The organism is Saccharopolyspora tripterygii, assembly GCF_054778355.1.
This window is the reverse complement of the sequence record NZ_BAAGZP010000018.1, coordinates 154,630-173,151: the sequence shown is the minus strand read 5'-3', so window position 1 is coordinate 173,151 and position 18,522 is coordinate 154,630. Positions and strand designations below refer to the sequence as shown.

Here is an 18,522-nt window from a genome sequence, read left to right as displayed (position 1 = left end):
TGGTGCGCATGGGTGTCGCTGTGCGTGTCATCCCGTGCCTGGACGTGGACGCGGGACGGGTCGTCAAGGGAGTCAACTTCACCGATCTCCGCGATGCCGGTGATCCCGTGGAACTGGCCAACGCCTACGACTCGGAAGGCGCCGACGAGCTCACCTTCCTCGACGTCACCGCGTCCTCCTCGGACCGGGAGACGACCTTCGACGTCGTCCGGCGCACCGCGGAGCAGGTGTTCATCCCGCTCACCGTCGGTGGCGGGGTGCGCAGCACCGACGACATCAACCGGCTGCTGCGCGCGGGCGCCGACAAGGTCAGCCTGAACACCGCCGCGATCGCGCGCCCGGAACTGCTCAACGAGGCCTCGAAGCGGTTCGGCGCCCAGTGCGTCGTGCTGTCGGTCGACGCCCGCCGGGTTCCCGAGGGCGGGCAGCCCACGTCCTCCGGCTACGAGGTCACCACCCACGGTGGACGCCGGGGCACCGGCATCTGCGCCGTGGAGTGGGCGGCGAAGGGCCAGGAGCTGGGCGTCGGCGAGATCCTGCTGAACTCGATGGACGCCGACGGCACCAAGGCCGGGTTCGACCTGGAGATGATCCGCGCGGTGCGCGAGGTCGTCGAGGTGCCGCTGATCGCCAGCGGCGGTGCCGGTGCGGTCGAGCACTTCGCGCCGGCGGTGCACGCGGGCGCGGACGCCGTGCTGGCCGCCAGCGTCTTCCACTTCGGACAGCTGCGCATCGGCGAGGTCAAGGACGCGATGCGCGCGGAAGGGATCACGGTCCGATGAGCGAGCTCGACCCGGCGATCGCCGAGAAGCTCAAGCGCACCGCCGACGGGCTCGTCGCCGCGATCGCGCAGCAGCGCGGCACCGGCGAGGTGCTGATGATGGCGTGGATGGACGACGAGGCGCTGCACCGCACCCTCACCACCCGGCGCGCAACCTACTTCTCCCGCAGCCGCGGCACGTACTGGGTCAAGGGCGAGACCTCCGGGCACACCCAGCACGTCCACGAGGTCCGCCTCGACTGCGACGGCGACACCCTGCTGCTGGTCGTGGACCAGCAGGGCGCGGCCTGCCACACCGGCGACCGCACCTGCTTCGACGCGGACGTCCTGCTCGCCGAGTCCTGACCGCCGCCCCGTTCTCAATTTCGCGCGAAATTGAGAACGCCTCCGCGCCCGGGCGCGTCTGTGCGGTTCAGGGTGCGCGGGCGGCTTGGGACTCAATTTCGCGCGACATTGGGAGCGAGGGTGGTCCTCGCGGGTGGGTCAGCGGAGGTTGGCGAGGTCCCCGGTGAGGTAGCGCTGGAGGTTGGGGCCGATGGTGGCCGCGACCGTGTCGGCGTCCGCTGAGGCGAGCGGTTCGATGCGGACGACGTAGCGGGCCATGCCCAGCCCGACCAGCTGCGAGCCGCACAGCGCCACCCGCAGCTCCGGGCGGTCGACCTCCAAGACCGCGACCAGGCGGTTGAACAGGACGTTCTGCACGAACTCGCGCAGCATCGTGACGGCCTGCTCGTTGCTGGCGACGCTGCGCATGAGCGCGGCGAACTGACCGCCGCCGACGGTGTCCCACGTCGAGACGAACCGGCGCATGATGCGCTCGCCGATCTCCTCGCGCGGCCCGTCCAGGACCTGGCGCAGGATCTCGGCGGGGTTGATCGGGATCTGCACGGCTGCGGTGAACAGGCCCTCCTTGCCGCCGAACCAGTGCTTGACCATCGCCGGATCCACCCCCGCGCTGCCCGCGATGGCGCGCACGGTGGCGGCTTCGTAGCCCTGCTCGGCGAACACCTCGCGCGCGGCGGTCAGCAGCGCTTCCTTGGTGTCGGTGCCGTTGGGCCTGCGGCCTCGGCGCTTCGGTTCGGTCGTGCTCACCCACCCATCCTGGCCGCACCGGCGGCGGGGAGGCAAAGCGGAGGTCCCGCACCGGGCCCGTTCGGCTGCGCGGCACAATGACACGCATGGTCGGCGATGGTGAGATCGGCAGTATCAGCCCAGGACGCGAGGAGTTCCGAACCCTGGCGGCGGACCGCAGGGTGATCCCGGTGGTGCGGCGGTTGCTCGCGGATGACGAGACCCCGCTGGGGGTCTACCGCAAGCTCGCCGGGAATCGCCCCGGCACCTTCCTCTTCGAGTCCGCCGAGAACGGTCGATCCTGGTCGCGATGGTCGTTCATCGGCGCCAGCAGCGCCGCCGCCCTGACGGTCCGGGACGGCGAAGCGCACTGGACCGGCACCCCGCCGGTCGGCCTGCCCAGCAGCGGCGACCCGCTGCAGGCGCTGCGCGAGACCGTCCGGTTGCTGCACACCGACCCGCTGCCCGGTCTGCCACCGCTGACCGGCGGGATGGTCGGCTACATGGGCTACGACACCGTGCGCCGGATCGAGCGGCTGCCCGAGCTGACCGAGGACGACCTGCAGATCCCCGAGATGGTGATGCTGCTGGCCACGGACCTCGCGGCGCTGGACCACCACGAGGGCACGATCACGCTGATCGCCAACGCGGTGAACTGGGACGACAGCCCCGAGCGGGTCGACGCGGCCTACGACGACGCGGTGCGCAGGCTCGACGAGATGACCGAGCGGCTGCAGACCCCGGCGGCGCCGACGGTGGCGACGTTCTCGCGACCGCCCGCGGACTTCCAGCGGCGCCGCCAGCCCGCCGAGCACCACGCGGCGGTGGAGAAGGCCAAGGAGGCGATCCGCGCGGGCGAGGCGTTCCAGGTGGTGGTCTCGCAGCGCTTCGAGATGGACACCCGGGCCGATCCGCTCGACATCTACCGGGTCCTGCGGACCACCAACCCGAGCCCGTACATGTACCTGCTGCGTCTCGACGACCCCAACGGCGGCAGCCCCTTCGACATCGTGGGCTCCAGCCCGGAGTCCCTGGTCACCGTGCACGACGGGCAGGCGACCACGCACCCGATCGCCGGGACCCGCTGGCGCGGCGCCGACGAGGACGAGGACGCGGTGCTGGAGAAGGACCTGCTGGCCGACGAGAAGGAGCGCGCCGAGCACCTGATGCTGGTCGACCTCGGCCGCAACGACCTGGGCCGGGTCTGCAAGCCGGGTTCGGTGCGGGTGGTCGACTTCTTCCGGATCGAGCGCTACAGCCACGTCATGCACCTGGTGTCCACGGTCACCGGTCAGCTCGCCGACGACAAGACGGCCTTCGACGCGATCACCGCCTGCTTCCCGGCGGGCACGCTCTCGGGGGCGCCGAAGCCGCGCGCGCTGGAGCTGATCGAGGAGCTGGAGCCGACGCGACGCGCCCAGTACGGCGGAGTGGTCGGCTACCTGGACTTCGCGGGGGACGCCGACACCGCGATCGCGATCCGCACCGCGCTGGTCCGCGACGGCCGCGCCTACGTGCAGGCCGGTGGCGGCATCGTGGCCGACTCGGACCCGGAGGCCGAGGACCAGGAGTGCCTGAACAAGGCGCGGGCGGTGCTCAACGCGGTCGCCACGGCCGAGACGCTGGCGGCCCCGAGCGACCGGGAGGAGGCGCGCGTTGACCAGCGCGTCTGAGCCGGTGCCGCCCTCGAAGGGCCTGCTGTGGTCGGTGCTGCTGCTGGTGCTGGCGGGCGCCGGGGCGCTGTGGGGCGCTTCGGGCCTGACCTGGGTCGGCCAGCGCTACCGCACGCCGTTCGGCACCGAGACGGTCAGCGGGGCCACCGGGGCGGTGCTGCGCCCGGAGCTGGTGCCGATGGCGCTGGCGGCGCTGGCAGCCGTGGCCGCGGTCCTGGCGACGGGAGGGTTGCTGCGGCGGCTGGTGGGAGTGCTGATCGCGCTGGCCGGAGCTCTGCTGGCGTGGCGGGCCTACCAGCAGTTCAGCGGTGGCTGGTCCACCCACGCCGGCGGTGACGTCCCGGCGGGCAGCTCGCCGATCGGCGAGCTCTCGACGCAGCCCGCCGGGCCTGCGCTGATGGCGCTGGGCGCGGTGCTGCTGCTGATCGCGGGCGTGCTGGTGGTGGTGCGCGCAGGCCGGATGCCGGCGATGGGCGCGCGCTACTCCGCGCCGGGAGCCGCCAAGGAGCAGAAGTCCCAGGATCCGGACCGGCAGCTGTGGAACGAACTGGACGCCGGACGCGATCCCACCGAGGAAGACGATCGCTGAAGGATCTCCGAGGCGGCGAAAACCGCTGTTCGACGTCGTCCGGAGCCGGACGTTCCGTCTGGCGACAGGGCCAAAGGTCCTTGCTGCGCTGGGACTCCGGGCCCACCCCTTGGTAAGGGGGCAGGTCGGCGAGGTTTAGCATCGGCCATGCGACGGCACGGCGGGAAGGGGAGTGTCGTGATCGAGCGCAATGAGTTCAACCGCGCATTCAGCAGGGTCTGGGCATTGCGGGTGAGTGTTCGGGGCACAGCCGGCGAGGTGTTCGCGTGACCGTTCTGGAAGACATCATCGAAGGCGTCCGCGAGGATCTCGCGGTGCGCGAGGCTGCGATCCCGTTCGACGAGATCAAGCAGCTGTCAGCGGCGGCGGTCCCGCCGCACGACGTGCTCGGCGCCCTCAAGGCGCAGGGCGTGGGCGTCATCGCCGAGGTCAAGCGGCGCAGCCCCTCGAAGGGCGAGCTGGCGGAGATCGCCGAACCGGCGGATCTCGCGGCCGACTACGCCGACGCGGGGGCCCGCGTGATCAGCGTGCTCACCGAGCAGCGCCGCTTCGGCGGTTCGCTGGCCGACCTCGATTCGGTGCGCAAGCGGGTTCCGGCCACGCCGATCCTGCGCAAGGACTTCGTGGTCAGCCCGTACCAGGTGCACGAGGCCCGCGCGCACGGCGCGGACATGGTGCTGCTCATCGCGGCCGCCATGGAGCAGAACGTGCTGGAAGCGCTGCTCGACCGGGTGGAGTCGCTGGGCATGGCCGCGCTGGTGGAGGTGCACACCGCCGAGGAGTCCGACCGGGCGCTGGAGGCCGGGGCGAAAATCATTGGCATCAACGCGCGCAACTTGCATACGCTCGAGGTGGACCGCGACGTGTTCGGCCGGATCGCTCCGGGACTGCCGCAGGACGTCCTCAAGATCGCCGAGTCGGGCGTGCGCGGCCCCAGCGACCTGATGGCCTACGCCGGTTCCGGTGCCGATGCGGTGCTGGTCGGTGAGGGCTTGGTGACCAGCGACAATCCCAAGTCGGCCGTCAACCAGCTGGTGACCGCCGGGTCGCACCCGGCATGTCCGCGTCCGAGCCGCTGAAGCTCGGGGCGCGGAGCAACACAGGAGGTAAGGCAATGACCGTCGGGGCTGACTCCGCGCGCTCGCACCGCCAGGGCGAGCCCGTGCCCGAAGGGCACGATCCGGACGGGCGCGGGCACTTCGGCGAGTACGGCGGCCGGTTCATGCCGGAGGCGCTGATCGCGGCGCAGGACGAGCTCGCCGCCGAGTACGCCAAGGCCCAGCAGGACCCGGAGTTCCTCGCGGAGCTCGACGAGCTGCTGCGCAACTACGCCGGTCGCCCGTCGTTGCTGACCGAGGCCAAGCGCTTCGCCGAGCACGCGGGTGGTGCCCGGGTGCTGCTCAAGCGCGAGGACCTCAACCACACCGGCTCGCACAAGATCAACAACGTGCTCGGGCAGGCGCTGCTGGTCAAGCGGATGGGCAAGAGCCGCGTCATCGCCGAGACGGGTGCCGGCCAGCACGGCGTCGCCACGGCCACGGCCTGCGCGCTGCTCGGCCTGGAGTGCGTCATCTACATGGGCGAGGTCGACACCCAGCGGCAGGCCCTCAACGTCGCCCGCATGCGGTTGCTGGGCGCCGAGGTGATCCCGGTGGCCAACGGCTCGGCGACGCTCAAGGACGCCATCAACGAGGCCCTGCGCGACTGGGTCGCCAACGTCGACCACACCCACTACCTGCTGGGCACGGCGGCAGGCGCGCACCCGTTCCCGATGATGGTGCGCAACTTCCACCGGATCATCGGTGACGAGGCCCGCGAGCAGGCGCTGGCGCTGGTCGGCAGGCTGCCCGACGCGGTCGTCGCCTGCGTCGGCGGCGGCTCGAACGCGATCGGGATCTTCCACGGCTTCATCGACGACGCCGACGTGCGGCTCGTCGGCTACGAGCCGGCCGGGCACGGCATCGAGTCCGGTGAGCACGGCGTGACCCTCGGCGAGGGCACCCCGGGCACGCTGCACGGCGCCCGCTCCTACCTGCTGCAGGACGAGGACGGGCAGGTCACCGAGGCGTACTCGATCTCCGCCGGGCTGGACTACCCGGGCGTCGGCCCCGAGCACTCCTACCTCAAGGACACCGGCCGGGCGGAGTACCGCTCGGTGACCGACGACGAGGCGATGCAGGCCTTCCAGCTGCTCTCGCGCACCGAGGGCATCATCCCGGCGATCGAGTCGGCGCACGCGCTGGCCGGGGCGATCAAGCTCGGGCAGGAGCTCGGGCCGGACGGGCTGATCATCGTCAGCCTCTCGGGCCGGGGCGACAAGGACATGGACACCGCGGCGAAGTACTTCGGTCTCGTCGATGACGAGTCGGAGGCGTGATGAGCCTGCGTGAGGTCTTCCAGACGTGCCGCGACGAGTCGCGGGCCGCGCTGATCGGTTACCTGCCCGCCGGGTACCCGACCGTCGAGGGCAGCAAGGAGCTGTTCCAGGCGATGCTGCCGGGCGACGGTCCGGGCTGCGACATCGTCGAGGTCGGGCTGCCCTTCTCCGATCCGGTGATGGACGGGCCGACGATCCAGGCGGCCAGCGAGACTGCGCTGAAGGCCGGTTTCCGGGTCCGCCAGGTCTTCGACATCGTCTCCTCCATCGCCGACGCCGGTGGCAAGGCGGTCGTGATGACCTACTGGAACCCGGTGCACCGCTACGGCGTGGACGCCTTCGCCCGCGACCTCAAGTCCGCGGGCGGGCTCGGCGTGATCACTCCGGACCTCATCCCCGACGAGGGCGAGGACTGGATCGCCGCCACCGACGAGCACGGGCTGGACCGGATCTTCCTGGTCGCGCCGTCCTCCACCGAGGAGCGGCTGGCGCTGACCGCCAAGGCCAGCAGCGGCTTCATCTACGCCACGTCGGTGATGGGCGTGACGGGTGCGCGCGATTCCGTCGGCACGGCCGCCTCAGGCCTGGTGGGTCGCACCCGCGCGCACACCGACCTGCCGATCGGCGTCGGCCTGGGCGTGCGCTCCCGCGAGCAGGCCGCCGAGGTGGCGCGCTTCGCGGACGGCGTGATCGTCGGATCGGCCTTCGTGACCCGCGCGGAGCAGGACGGCCCAGCGGGCGTCCGCGCCCTGGCCGCGGATCTCGCCGAGGGCGTGCGCGAAGCCTGACGCTTGACACGTTCTTCGCGAACGGGTCACGGGTTCGTTGTGCAGCCGTGATGCGGCGTGGGGGGTGCTCACCTGCGGTCGTGCGCCCGATACCGTAAGCGCTGTGAATGCCCCGGTTGTCGCTTCGGCGAGTCCCTTGCTGACCAACATCCCCAGCCCTCCGCAGGGGGTGTGGTACATCGGTCCGATCCCGCTGCGAGCGTATGCGCTGTGCATCATCGCCGGCATCGTGCTGGCGGTGTGGATCAGCAGCCGCCGCTGGATCGCGCGTGGCGGTCGTGAGGGCACGGTCGTCGACGTCGCCGTGTGGGCCGTGCCGTTCGGCCTCATCGGCGGTCGGCTGTACCACGTGGCCACCGACTGGTACAAGTACTTCGGGCCGGACAAGAACCCGCTGGACGCGCTGAAGGTCTGGGAGGGCGGCCTCGGCATCTGGGGCGCGGTCGCGCTCGGCGCCGTGGGGGCCTGGATCGGCTGCCGCCAGCGAGGCGTTCCGCTGCCCGCGTTCGCCGACACCGTCGCGCCCGGCCTGGTCCTGGCGCAGGCCGTCGGCAGGCTCGGCAACTGGTTCAACCAGGAGCTCTACGGCGGCGAGACGACGCTGCCGTGGGGACTGGAGATCTACCGGCGCATCGATCCGGGCACCGGCCTCGCCGACCCGATCGCGGGCGTGGCGGTCGACCCGACGCCGATCACCGTCGTGCACCCGACGTTCCTGTACGAGCTGCTGTGGAACGTCGGCGTCTTCCTGCTGGTGCTGTGGGCGGACCGCAAGTTCCGGATGGGCCACGGCCGCGTGTTCGCGCTCTACGTCGCCGGTTACACCGCTGGTCGCGTGTGGATCGAGATGATGCGCAGCGACGAGGCCACCCACATCCTGGGCATCCGCATCAACGTGTTCACCTCGCTGCTGGTCTTCATCGGCGCGGTCATCTACCTGCTGGTGGTCCGGGGCAAGCGCGAGGACCCGGCGCGACTCGCGGGCAAGCCCTACCCCGAGGACATCCCGTCCACGACAGCCCCCAAGTCGGACGATGACACCGAGTCCGCCCAGGACGACAAGCCGAACGCGGACGAGAAGTCGGCCCCGGACGAAAAGCCGTCCGGCACGGACGACAAGCCGTCGGACGAGAAGAAATCCGGCACGGAGGAGAAGCCGTCGGACGAGCAGAAGTCCGGTACGGACGACAAGTCGTCGGACGAGAACGACGAGGGCACCGCGGAACCGAACGACGAGAAGCCGGACGAGGAATCCGTCCGGCCCGAGAAGGACGCTGACGAGCCCGCGAAGTCCACGAAGGACGACGAGGACGCCAAAACCCAGTCCTAACGCCAGAGCTCTGAGCGAAGAGCGAAGAGCGAAGACCCGAGTGGGGGTGGGGAAGTTTTCATGAAAACTTCCCCACCCCCACTCGGGTCTCTCCTACCCCCACTCGACTCTTCCCCACCCCCACCCAGGTGGTGTCGGACCGGGTGATGCCGGAGGGGTCACGTTGTCATCGAGCGTGGGCAGGTCCCAGTTTTAGTCCAAACTGAGCGGACATTTCGGGCATGAAGGGTCCTCGGTTTGGACTAAGGGGTCGTTGCAGAATCACCTTGCTTGGCGGTGCGGGTGGCGGAACCTCACACGCCGTCTGGACTCCGTGCGCCACTCCTGATGTATGCCAATACACGGCGTCGCGGCGTACTCGCCAGACGACGTGTGAGAACCCGCGGCGGTGCCAGCTGAGTCCCACACCTGAAACAGCGGCTCCGCCGCATTCTGAAACGACTCCTAAAGCTGGGAGATGCCGAGGTCGAGGGCGGCAGGACTGTTCGCGGAGATCGGGACCCCGACCCCGTTGAGGTTTATGAGTGCTAGGGGTTGGGGATGTGGTGGGGAGGGTCAGTCGGTGCCGGGCGTGGAGTTGCGGGTGGGGGCTATGACCGGGGTGCCGTCGGGGGTGCGGAGGATCGCTGCGCGGGCGGCGTAGTGGGTGTGCAGCGCTTCCGGGGTGAGGACTTCGGCGGGAGTGCCGTGGGCGGCGGGGGTGCCGTCGGCGAGCAGCAGGAGGTCGTCGGCGTACTGGGCCGCGAGGGTGAGGTCGTGCAGGGTGGTGACGACCGTGGTCCCGAGCTCCGCGCGCAGTTCGTCGACGAGGTCGAGCAGGGACTGGGCGTGCCCGATGTCGAGCCCGGTGGTGGGTTCGTCGAGCAGCAGGACGCCCGCGCGCTGAGCCAGCGACCGGGCCAGCACGGTCCGCTGCCGCTCGCCGCCGGAGAGCGTGTGCAGCGCGCGCCCGGCGAGGTGGGTGAGGTCGAGCCGGGTGAGGAGCTCGTCGACGACGTCGAGGTCGCTCCGCCCCTCCCGGCCGAGCGCGCCGAGGTGGGGAGTGCGGCCGAGCAGGACGTAGTCGGTGACGGTCAGGCCGACCGGCAGCTGCGGGATCTGCGGCGCGTAGGCGACGGTGCGGGCGCGTTCGCGGCGGCGCAGCGAGGTCAGCGCACGCCCGTCGACCAGCACCTCCCCGGTGTGGCCGAGCAGTCCGGCGATGGCCTTGAGCAGCGTCGACTTCCCGGCTCCGTTGGGTCCTATGATGCCCAGCCAGCCACTGGTGTCCACAGTGGTCGACACCCCGGAAACCACCGTCGTGCGCCGGTATCCGGCCGAGAGGCCCCGGACCTCCAGCCGGCTCACGCTCGCCTCCGGTGCAGCAGGACGGCGAAGAACGGGGCGCCGGTGAAGGCGGTGATCACGCCGATCGGGATCTCCGCCGGTGCCAGCAGGGTCCGCGCCAGCATGTCGGCGAAGACCAGGAACACCCCGCCGACCAGCAACGACATCGGCACGACGATCCGGGAGCCGCCGCCCAGCGCCAAACGCACCAGGTGCGGCACGACGAGCCCGACGAACCCGATCAGCCCGGCCACCGACACCGCGGCGGCGGTGGCCAGCGAGGCCGCGATCAGCACCAGCGCGCGCACCCGGCCGGGGTGCACGCCCAGCGAGGCGGCCTCCTCGTCACCGGTTCCCAGCACGTCGAGCAGCCGCGCGCACAGGCACAGCACCACCGCCGAGATCGCGAGCTGCGGCAGCACGATCAGCACCTCGTGCCACCCGGTGGTGCTCAACCGCCCGAGGATCCACAGGTAGACCTGCTGCAGCGACTCCACGCGCAGCTGCTGCAGGAACGTCTGCCCGGCGGTGAGGAAGGCGCCCACCGCCACTCCGGCCAGCACCAGCGTCGCGGTGTCGCGACCTGCCGACCGGCCGACCAGCCAGGTGAGCCCGACGCCGCCGAGGGCGCCGGCGAAGGCCGCGGCCTGCACCGGGATCGACAGCCCGGTGTCCGGTGCAGCGGTGATCACCAGGGTGACGGCCAGGCCGGCACCGGCCGCCGAGCCCAGCAGGTAGGGGTCGGCGAGCGGGTTGCGGAACACGCCCTGGAAGGCCGCGCCGGACACGGCGAGCGCCGCCCCCACGAGCACTCCCAGCACGGTGCGGGGGACCCGCAGCTCCCACAGGATCGCCGCTTCGCGCTCGGACAGCGGGGACACGCCGCCGGTCAGCTGGGCGACGATCTCGGCCAGCACGCGCTGCCCACCGAGCTCGGCTGCTCCCAGCAGCACCGAGAGCAGCACGCTCCCCAGCAGCAACAGCGATCCGGCGGCGAGGTGCCAGGGGCGGAGCCGAGTGGGTGCGCTCAACCCTGCTGGGCCTTGCCCGCCGCTTCGCTGATGGCCCGCACCAGCTCGACGACGCGCGGGCCCCAGCGGCCCGCCACGTCGTCGTCGAGTTCCACCACGTGGTTGCGGCGGACCGCGTCGATTCCGTGCCAGCCGGGCCGCGCCGCGATCGCGCCGGCGTTGACGCCGCAGCACTTGGTGTCGGCGGCGAAGATCAGGTTCGGGTTGGCCTGCACGACGTGCTCCTGCGACAGCTGCGGGAACGGGCCAGGGGCCGAATCGGCGATGTTGACCATCCCGAAAAGCGAGTAGACGTTGCCCACGAAGCTTCGCGAGGTCGCCGTGTAGAGATCGGGGCTGACCTCGTGGAAGTAGGTCATCGGCTGCGGCGGCTTGGGGGTGGCGGCCACGATGTCGGCGATCTCGGTGCGCATCTTCTGCACGAGCGCCCCGGCCTGGTTGCCGTGCCCGGTGGCCTGCCCGATCACCTGGATCTGCTGGTAGGCGTCGTCCAGGCTGGCGGCCGAGGGCGTCAGCAGAACCGGCACGTCCACGGCCTTGAGGCCCTCGGCGAGCTGGGTGGCGTTGTCCGGCGCGATGACCAGGTCCGGTTCCTTGCCAGCGACGGCGGCCGCGTCGGCGTTGAAGCTGGACAGCTCGGTGCGCGGGGCGTTCGCCGGGAAGTTCGAGGCCTGGTCGACCGCGACGACCTGGTCACCGGCACCGAGCGCGTAGAGCGTCTCGGTGGCCGACGGCGACAGCGACACGATCTTCTTTGGCTGTTGCAGCAGGGTGACCGGCTCGCCGCCGGGCAGCGAGACCTTCGCGGGGAAGGCCGAGGCGGGATCGTCGGGTACCACCGGTACCGGGGAGGGCTGGCGGGTCGCGCACGCCGTGATCATGGTGAACAGGGCGAACGCGGCCATCATCAGGGCGGCGAGACGGCGGAACCCGGTCATGTCTTCCCTCGGGTCGGAGCTGGCGAACGAGCGCTCACCGTGGTGAGTGCCCTGAGCTGGAAAGATATCAGCAAAGATCGGGTGGTGGCGTTGCTGGAGGTCACACCAGTGAGAGAGGTGCACAGGCGGCGACGCAGCAGGTAAATTCGATGACGGGCCGTGTCCGGCGACGAGCGGTTCGCTCGTGCTGCCGCCCGCCGACCGGCGCGGGGCCGTGTGACGTGTTCAGGCCGCCACGCCGCCCGCGGCATGACGCCGCGGTCTCCGCGGTGCCTCTGAGCAGCGAATTCGCCGGTGTTCGGTCAGCGCCGGGCGCAACAACAAGATGGTCGGCATCACGTTTCGCGTTGGTGCTTCCGGGTGTCCCGGCTGTAAAGTTTGCTCAACGCTCCGGTTACAGCGAACGGGCGAGAGCGCCCGACCTCATCTTCACGGCAGAACCGGATCTTTCAGCTGCGGGCCAAAGCCGTCCCGTGCCCAGAAGTCGAAGAAGTCAGGTCGAGGCCGACCGTCGACTTTCACGCACGAGCATGACGAGGAGGGCTGCGCAGTGGTCTTCTCTGCGATCCCAGCGGCAACGGGTTTGTACGACCCGGCAGCCGAGCAGGACTCCTGCGGTGTGGCGATGGTCGCCGACGTTCGCGGTCGGCGTTCGCACGGCATCGTGGCGGATGCGCTGACCGCCCTGGCGAACCTGGAGCACCGCGGTGCCGCGGGCGCCGAGCCCACCAGCGGTGACGGCGCGGGCATCCTGCTGCAGCTGCCCGACGAGCTGCTGCGCGCCACGGCGGACGTCGCCCTGCCCGAGCCGGCGGTCGACGGTGCGAGCCGCTACGCCGCCGGGATGGCGTTCCTGCCCGCCGACGCCGGGCAGCGCGAGCGCGTGGTGGCCCTGGTCGAGCGGATCGCGGCGGAGGAGGACCTGGAGGTCCTGGGGTGGCGGGACGTGCCCACCACGCCGGATGGCGCGGACGTGGGCACCACGGCGCGCGAGTGCATGCCGCACTTCGCGATCCTGATGGTCGCCGGCAAGGGCGGCGAGTCGGGCCTGGCGCTCGACCGGCTGGCCTTCTGCCTGCGCAAGCGCGCCGAGCGGGAAGCGGCGCGGCAGGACCTGGAGCTGTACTTCCCGTCGCTGTCGGGCCGCACGTTCGTCTACAAGGGCATGCTCACCACCGGGCAGCTGCCCGCGTTCTTCCCGGACCTCACCGACGAGCGGCTGGCCAGCGCCATCGCACTGGTGCACAGCCGGTTCTCCACCAACACCTTCCCGTCGTGGCCGCTGGCGCACCCGTTCCGCTACGTGGCGCACAACGGCGAGATCAACACGATTCGCGGCAACCGCAACCGGATGCGGGCGCGCGAAGCGCTGCTGGACTCCGACCTGATCCCGGGTGAGCTGTCGCGGCTGTACCCGATCTGCGCCGACGACGCCTCCGACTCGGCGTCCTTCGACGAGGTCCTGGAGCTGCTGCACCTGGGCGGGCGGTCGCTGCCGCACGCGGTGCTGATGATGATCCCGGAGGCGTGGGAGAACCACGCCGAGATGGACCCCAAGCGCAAGGCGTTCTACCAGTTCCACGCCAGCCTGATGGAGCCGTGGGACGGCCCGGCCTGCGTCACCTTCACCGATGGCGCGCTGGTCGGCGCGGTGCTGGACCGCAACGGCCTGCGCCCGGCCCGCTGGTGGCGGACCTCCGACGACCGCGTGGTGCTGGCCAGCGAATCCGGCGTCCTGGGCGTGGAACCCTCCGACGTGGTGGCCAAGGGTCGTTTGCAGCCGGGCCGGATGTTCCTGATCGACACCGAGCAGGGCCGCATCGTCGACGACGAGGAGTTCAAGACCGAGCTGGCCTCCGAGCACGCCTACGACGAGTGGTTGCACGCCGGCCTGCTCAACCTCGACGAGCTCGCCGACCGCGAGCACGTGGTCAGCACGCACGAGTCGGTGGTGCGCCGCGAGCTGTCCTTCGGCTACACCGAGGAGGAGCTGAGCCTGCTGCTCGCCCCGATGGCCACCGGCGGCGCCGAGCCGCTGGGGTCGATGGGCGCGGACACCCCGCCTGCTCCGCTGTCGCAGCGCTCGCGGATGCTCTACGACTACTTCGTGCAGCAGTTCGCGCAGGTCACGAACCCGCCGCTGGACGCGATCCGCGAGGAGATCGTCACCTCGGTGGCGCGGATCATGGGGCCGGAGCAGAACGTGCTGACTCCGTCGGCGGCGTCGTGCAGGCACGTCGTGCTGCCCAACCCGGTGATCGACAACGACGAGCTGGCCAAGCTCATCCACATCAACGACGACGGCGACCTGCCCGGGTTCGCCACGTCGGTGATCTCCGGTCTGTACGAAGTGGACGGTGGTGGGCAGGCGCTCGCCGAGGCCATCGAGCGGGTTCGGGCCGAGGCTTCCGATGCCATCGCCGGTGGTGCGCGGGTGCTGGTGCTCTCCGACCGCGACTCCGATCACCGGCTCGCGCCGATCCCGTCGCTGCTGCTGGTGTCGGCCGTGCACCAGTACCTGATCCAGACCAAGGAGCGGCTGCGCGTCGCGCTGGTCGTGGAGTCGGGCGACGCCCGCGAGGTGCACCACGTGGCCGCGCTGCTGGGCTACGGCGCGGCGGCGGTCAACCCGTACCTCGCCTTCGAGGCCATCGAGGACATGATCTCGACCGGCCAGATCTCCGGCGTGCGCCCCAAGATCGCCATCCGGAACTACGTGCAGGCCTTGGTCAAGGGCGTGCTGAAGGTGATGTCCAAGATGGGCATCTCCACCGTCGGCGCCTATACCGCCGCGCAGGTCTTCGAGGCCGTCGGCCTGTCGAAGGACGTCGTGGAGTCCTACTTCCTGGGCACGACCTCCAAGCTCGGCGGCGTCGGTCTGGACGAGCTGGCCGAGGAGGTCGCGCAGCGGCACCGCAGCGCCTACCCGGACAACCCGACCGAGCGCGTGCACCGGAAGCTGGAGATCGGCGGCGACTACTCCTACCGCCGCGAGGGCGAACTCCACCTGTTCACCCCGGAAACCGTGTTCCTGCTGCAGCACTCCACGAAGACCGGCCAGTACGACAAGTTCCGCGAGTACACCGCGGAATGCGACCGGCTCGCCGCCGAGGGCGGGACGCTGCGCGGGCTGTTCGGGTTCGACAGCGGCCGCGAGCCGATCGACGTCGACGAGGTCGAACCGGCTTCGGCGATCATGCGGCGGTTCTCCACCGGTGCGATGAGCTACGGCGCGATCTCCGCGGAGGCCCACGAGGTCCTGGCGATCGCGATGAACCGCATCGGCGGCAAGTCCAACTCCGGCGAGGGCGGCGAGGACGTCGACCGGCTCCACGATCCCGAGCGGCGCTCGGCGGTCAAGCAGGTCGCCTCCGGCCGCTTCGGCGTGACCAGCGAGTACCTGGTCAACGCCAGCGACATCCAGATCAAGATGGCCCAGGGCGCCAAGCCCGGCGAAGGCGGTCAGCTGCCCGCGCACAAGGTGTACCCGTGGATCGCCAAGACCCGGCACTCCACGCCGGGCGTCGGGCTGATCTCGCCGCCTCCGCACCACGACATCTACTCGATCGAGGACCTGGCGCAGCTGATCCACGACCTCAAGAACGCCAACGAGCAGGCCCGCGTGCACGTCAAGCTGGTCAGCGAGGTCGGCGTCGGCACGGTCGCGGCGGGCGTGTCGAAGGCGCACGCCGACGTCGTGCTCATCTCCGGTCACGACGGCGGCACCGGTGCGGCGCCGCTGACCTCGCTCAAGCACGCGGGCACGCCGTGGGAGGTGGGGCTGGCCGAGACGCAGCAGACGCTGGTGCTCAACGGCCTGCGCGACCGGATCACGGTGCAGTGCGACGGTGGTTTCAAGACCGGTCGCGACGTGGTGGTCGCCGCGCTGCTGGGCGCCGAGGAGTACGGCTTCGCCACGGCTCCGCTGGTGGTGGAGGGCTGCATCATGATGCGGGTCTGCCACCTCGACACCTGCCCGGTCGGCGTCGCGACCCAGAACCCGGACCTGCGCAAGCGTTTCACCGGCCAGGTCGAGCACGTGGTGAACTTCTTCGAGTTCATCGCCCAGGAGGTTCGGGAACACCTGGCGCAGTTGGGTTTCCGGACGCTGGACGAGGCCATCGGTCAGGTCTCGGCGCTGCGTCGCGACGAGGCCGTGCAGCACTGGAAGTCCCGGGGCCTGGACCTGGAACCGGTGTTCGCCGAACCGCGGACCCCGTACTCGCCGGTGCGCCGCCGGGTCCGCGAGCAGGACCACGGTCTCGACCGGGCGCTGGACCGCACGCTGATCCAGCTCGCCGAGGCGGCGTTGGAGGACGCCCATCCGGTGCGGCTGCGGCTGCCGGTGCGCAACGTCAACCGGACCGTCGGAACGCTGCTGGGCGCGGAGGTCTCGCGCCGCTTCGGCGGTGACGGCCTGCCGGACGACACGATCCACGTCGAGCTGGAGGGATCGGCCGGGCAGTCGCTGGGCGCGTTCCTGCCGTCCGGCGTCACGCTGGACATGGTCGGCGACGCCAACGACTACGTCGGCAAGGGCCTCTCCGGCGGGCGGATCGTCGTCCGCCCCGACCCGCGGTCGGCGTTCCGCGCCGAGGACCAGGTCATCGCGGGCAACGTCATCGGCTACGGCGCGACCGGCGGTGAGATCTACCTGCGCGGCCAGGTGGGCGAGCGCTTCGGCGTCCGCAACTCCGGTGCGCAGCTGGTCTGCGAAGGCGCGGGCGACCACGCCTTCGAGTACATGACCGGCGGCCGGGCGATCGTGCTCGGCGGCACCGGCCGCAACGTCGGGGCCGGCATGTCCGGCGGCATCGCCTACGTGCTGGACCTGGATCCGGTGCGGGTGAACACCGCGATGGTGGACCTCAAACCGCTCAGCGCCAAGGAGCTCAAGTGGCTGCACGAGGTCGTGCACCGGCACCACGAGCTGACGGGGTCGGCCGTGGCCGCCTCGCTGCTGGGTGACTGGCGGCGCAGGTCGGCGGCCTTCACCAAGGTGATGCCGCGCGACTTCCAGCGGGTACTGGACGCCATGCGGATGGCCAAGGTCGAGGGCAGGGACGTGAACGAGGCGATCATGGAGGCTTCCCGTGGCTGACCCCAAGGGCTTTCTGAAGCACGCGCGGACCAACGCCCCCAAGCGGCCCACCGACGAGCGGCTGGGCGACTGGCGCGAGGTCTACGCCGCGCTGTCCACCGAGGACCGCAACGAGCAGGTCGCCACGCAGGCGGCGCGGTGCATGGACTGCGGAATCCCCTTCTGCCACTCGGGTTCGGCGGGCTGCCCGCTGGGGAACCTCATCCCGGAGTGGAACAACATGGTCCGCCGAGGCCAGTGGGAGATGGCCGGCGAGCGCTTGCACGCGACCAACAACTTCCCGGAGTTCACCGGGAAGTTGTGCCCGGCGCCGTGCGAAGCCGGTTGCGTGCTGGCGATCTCGCCGGAGGCCGGTGGGGCGGTGGCGATCAAGCGGGTCGAGGAGACCATCGCCGAGGTCAGCTGGGAGAACGGCAACGTCGGACCGCAGTTCTCCGAGGAGCACACCGGCAAGCGGGTCGCCGTGGTCGGCTCCGGCCCGGCCGGCCTGGCCGCCGCGCAGCAGCTGACCCGAGCGGGCCACGAGGTGACCGTCTACGAGCGCGACGACCGCATCGGCGGGCTGCTGCGCTACGGGATCCCCGAGTTCAAGATGGAGAAGTCCGTCCTGGACCGGCGTCTCGCGCAGATGCGCGACGAGGGCACGAGGTTCATCACCGGGTGCGAGGTCGGCGCTGACCTGACCGTCGAGGACCTGCGCGCCGGCTACGACGCCGTGGTGCTCGCGGTCGGCGCGCTGCGCGGGCGTGACGACACCACCGTCCCTGGCCGCGAGCTGGGCGGTGTGCACCTGGCGATGGAGCACCTGGTCCCGGCCAACAAGGAGGTCGAGGGCGACGGCCCGTCGCCGATCTCCGCCGAGGGCAAGCACGTCATCATCCTCGGCGGCGGTGACACCGGCGCCGACTGCTACGGGACCGCGACCCGCCAGGGCGCGCTGTCGGTGACGCAGCTGGACAACTACCCGCAGCCGCCCACCGAGCGCGACGACGAGCGATCGCCGTGGCCGACCTGGCCGTACATCCTGCGCACCTACCCGGCGCACGAGGAGGCCGGCGAGCGGATGTTCGCCGTGGCCATCGAATCCTTCGCGGGCGACGAGGACGGCAACGTTCGCGCGGTGCGGTTGCGCCACGTCGAGGTCCGCCGCGACGAGAACGGCCGCCGCCAGGTGGTTCCGGTCTCCGACGAGGTCGAGGAGCTGCCCTGCGATCTCGCGCTGCTGGCCATCGGCTTCGAGGGCGTCGAGCGCATGCCGCTGCTGGACGGCCTGGGCATCGAGCTCACCAAGCGGGGCACGATCGGGTCGGGCTCGAACTGGGAGACCACCGCCCCGGACGTGTTCGTCTGCGGTGACGCCCACCGCGGCGCGTCGCTGGTCGTCTGGGCCATCGCCGAGGGCCGCTCGGTCGCGCACGCGGTCGACAGCCACCTGATGGGCACCTCCGAGCTCCCGTCCCCGGTCCACCCCACGGCGCTCCCGCTGGCGGTCTGAGGCGACCGTCCCGCGGAACCCC

Annotated in this window: 14 protein-coding genes; 10 read left to right on the top strand and 4 right to left on the bottom strand. The window is 70.9% G+C overall.

Annotated elements, in window-relative coordinates:
• The first annotated feature begins 8 nt into the window (after positions 1-8).
• The gene (gene hisF / locus ACYVF3_RS14660) at positions 9-782 is read left to right on the top strand and encodes an imidazole glycerol phosphate synthase subunit HisF (RefSeq protein ID WP_461154768.1); all 774 of its coding nucleotides are present in this window, start codon (positions 9-11) and stop codon (positions 780-782) included.
• Positions 779-1,126 carry a phosphoribosyl-AMP cyclohydrolase gene (gene hisI, locus ACYVF3_RS14655; protein ID WP_461154767.1) on the top strand — a complete coding sequence of 116 codons (348 nt, stop codon included), beginning with the start codon at positions 779-781 and terminating at the stop codon, positions 1,124-1,126. Before hisF ends, hisI begins: the two co-directional genes overlap by 4 nt.
• 138 nt (positions 1,127-1,264) lie before the next feature.
• On the opposite strand, the gene ACYVF3_RS14650 is transcribed toward hisI, so the two are convergent.
• Positions 1,265-1,873 carry a TetR/AcrR family transcriptional regulator gene (locus ACYVF3_RS14650; protein ID WP_461154766.1) on the bottom strand — a complete coding sequence of 203 codons (609 nt, stop codon included), beginning with the start codon at positions 1,871-1,873 and terminating at the stop codon, positions 1,265-1,267.
• Between the two features lie 86 nt (positions 1,874-1,959).
• On the opposite strand from ACYVF3_RS14650, the gene ACYVF3_RS14645 reads away from it, so the two are divergent.
• The 6 genes from ACYVF3_RS14645 (at position 1,960) to lgt (ending at position 8,609) form a co-directional block, all read left to right on the top strand.
• Positions 1,960-3,525, top strand: a complete 1,566-nt coding sequence (locus ACYVF3_RS14645) for an anthranilate synthase component I (protein WP_461154765.1) — start codon at positions 1,960-1,962, stop codon at positions 3,523-3,525.
• A complete protein-coding gene (locus ACYVF3_RS14640; RefSeq protein ID WP_461154764.1) occupies positions 3,509-4,114 on the top strand; it encodes a Trp biosynthesis-associated membrane protein in 606 nt (201 codons plus the stop codon). The genes ACYVF3_RS14645 and ACYVF3_RS14640 overlap by 17 nt, the downstream gene beginning before the upstream one ends.
• Positions 4,115-4,380: 266 nt before the next feature.
• Positions 4,381-5,193 (top strand): indole-3-glycerol phosphate synthase TrpC, encoded by an 813-nt coding sequence (gene trpC / locus ACYVF3_RS14635; protein WP_461154763.1) that lies wholly within the window; start codon positions 4,381-4,383, stop codon positions 5,191-5,193.
• Positions 5,194-5,228: 35 nt separating this feature from the next.
• Complete coding sequence (trpB, locus tag ACYVF3_RS14630) at positions 5,229-6,491, top strand: tryptophan synthase subunit beta (RefSeq protein ID WP_461154762.1); 1,263 nt, start codon at positions 5,229-5,231, stop codon at positions 6,489-6,491.
• The gene (trpA, locus tag ACYVF3_RS14625) at positions 6,491-7,279 is read left to right on the top strand and encodes a tryptophan synthase subunit alpha (RefSeq protein WP_461154761.1); all 789 of its coding nucleotides are present in this window, start codon (positions 6,491-6,493) and stop codon (positions 7,277-7,279) included. Before trpB ends, trpA begins: the two co-directional genes overlap by 1 nt.
• Before the next feature lie 103 nt (positions 7,280-7,382).
• Entirely contained in the window at positions 7,383-8,609 is a 1,227-nt protein-coding gene (lgt, locus tag ACYVF3_RS14620) for a prolipoprotein diacylglyceryl transferase (protein ID WP_461154760.1), read from the top strand.
• 555 nt (positions 8,610-9,164) lie between these two features.
• On the opposite strand, the gene ACYVF3_RS14615 is transcribed toward lgt, so the two are convergent.
• From ACYVF3_RS14615 to ACYVF3_RS14605, 3 genes are read right to left on the bottom strand one after another with little or no spacing between them, the layout of a single operon-like run.
• Entirely contained in the window at positions 9,165-9,956 is a 792-nt protein-coding gene (locus tag ACYVF3_RS14615; protein WP_461154759.1) for an ABC transporter ATP-binding protein, read from the bottom strand.
• Positions 9,953-10,966, bottom strand: a complete 1,014-nt coding sequence (locus tag ACYVF3_RS14610; protein ID WP_461154758.1) for a FecCD family ABC transporter permease — start codon at positions 10,964-10,966, stop codon at positions 9,953-9,955. The genes ACYVF3_RS14615 and ACYVF3_RS14610 overlap by 4 nt, the downstream gene beginning before the upstream one ends.
• Positions 10,963-11,904 carry an ABC transporter substrate-binding protein gene (locus ACYVF3_RS14605; protein ID WP_461154757.1) on the bottom strand — a complete coding sequence of 314 codons (942 nt, stop codon included), beginning with the start codon at positions 11,902-11,904 and terminating at the stop codon, positions 10,963-10,965. The genes ACYVF3_RS14610 and ACYVF3_RS14605 overlap by 4 nt, the downstream gene beginning before the upstream one ends.
• A 550-nt stretch (positions 11,905-12,454) precedes the next feature.
• Here ACYVF3_RS14605 and gltB point away from each other — a divergent pair.
• Both gltB and ACYVF3_RS14595 read left to right on the top strand, forming a co-directional pair.
• Positions 12,455-17,005, top strand: coding sequence for a glutamate synthase large subunit (gltB, locus tag ACYVF3_RS14600; RefSeq protein WP_461154756.1), 4,551 nt, complete (start codon positions 12,455-12,457; stop codon positions 17,003-17,005).
• The gene (locus ACYVF3_RS14595) at positions 16,998-18,500 is read left to right on the top strand and encodes a glutamate synthase subunit beta (protein WP_461154755.1); all 1,503 of its coding nucleotides are present in this window, start codon (positions 16,998-17,000) and stop codon (positions 18,498-18,500) included. The genes gltB and ACYVF3_RS14595 overlap by 8 nt, the downstream gene beginning before the upstream one ends.
• The last annotated feature ends 22 nt before the right edge of the window (positions 18,501-18,522 follow it).

Bases quoted from the DNA above. Each gene is read 5' to 3' on its own strand.
- hisI (WP_461154767.1), top strand. From the start codon at position 779: ATGAGCGAGCTCGACCCGGCGATCGCCGAGAAGCTCAAGCGCACCGCC.
- trpA (WP_461154761.1), top strand. From the start codon at position 6,491: ATGAGCCTGCGTGAGGTCTTCCAGACGTGCCGCGACGAGTCGCGGGCC.
- hisF (WP_461154768.1), top strand. From the start codon at position 9: ATGGGTGTCGCTGTGCGTGTCATCCCGTGCCTGGACGTGGACGCGGGA.
- trpB (WP_461154762.1), top strand. From the start codon at position 5,229: ATGACCGTCGGGGCTGACTCCGCGCGCTCGCACCGCCAGGGCGAGCCC.
- ACYVF3_RS14605 (WP_461154757.1), bottom strand. From the start codon at position 11,904: ATGACCGGGTTCCGCCGTCTCGCCGCCCTGATGATGGCCGCGTTCGCC.
- ACYVF3_RS14645 (WP_461154765.1), top strand. From the start codon at position 1,960: ATGGTCGGCGATGGTGAGATCGGCAGTATCAGCCCAGGACGCGAGGAG.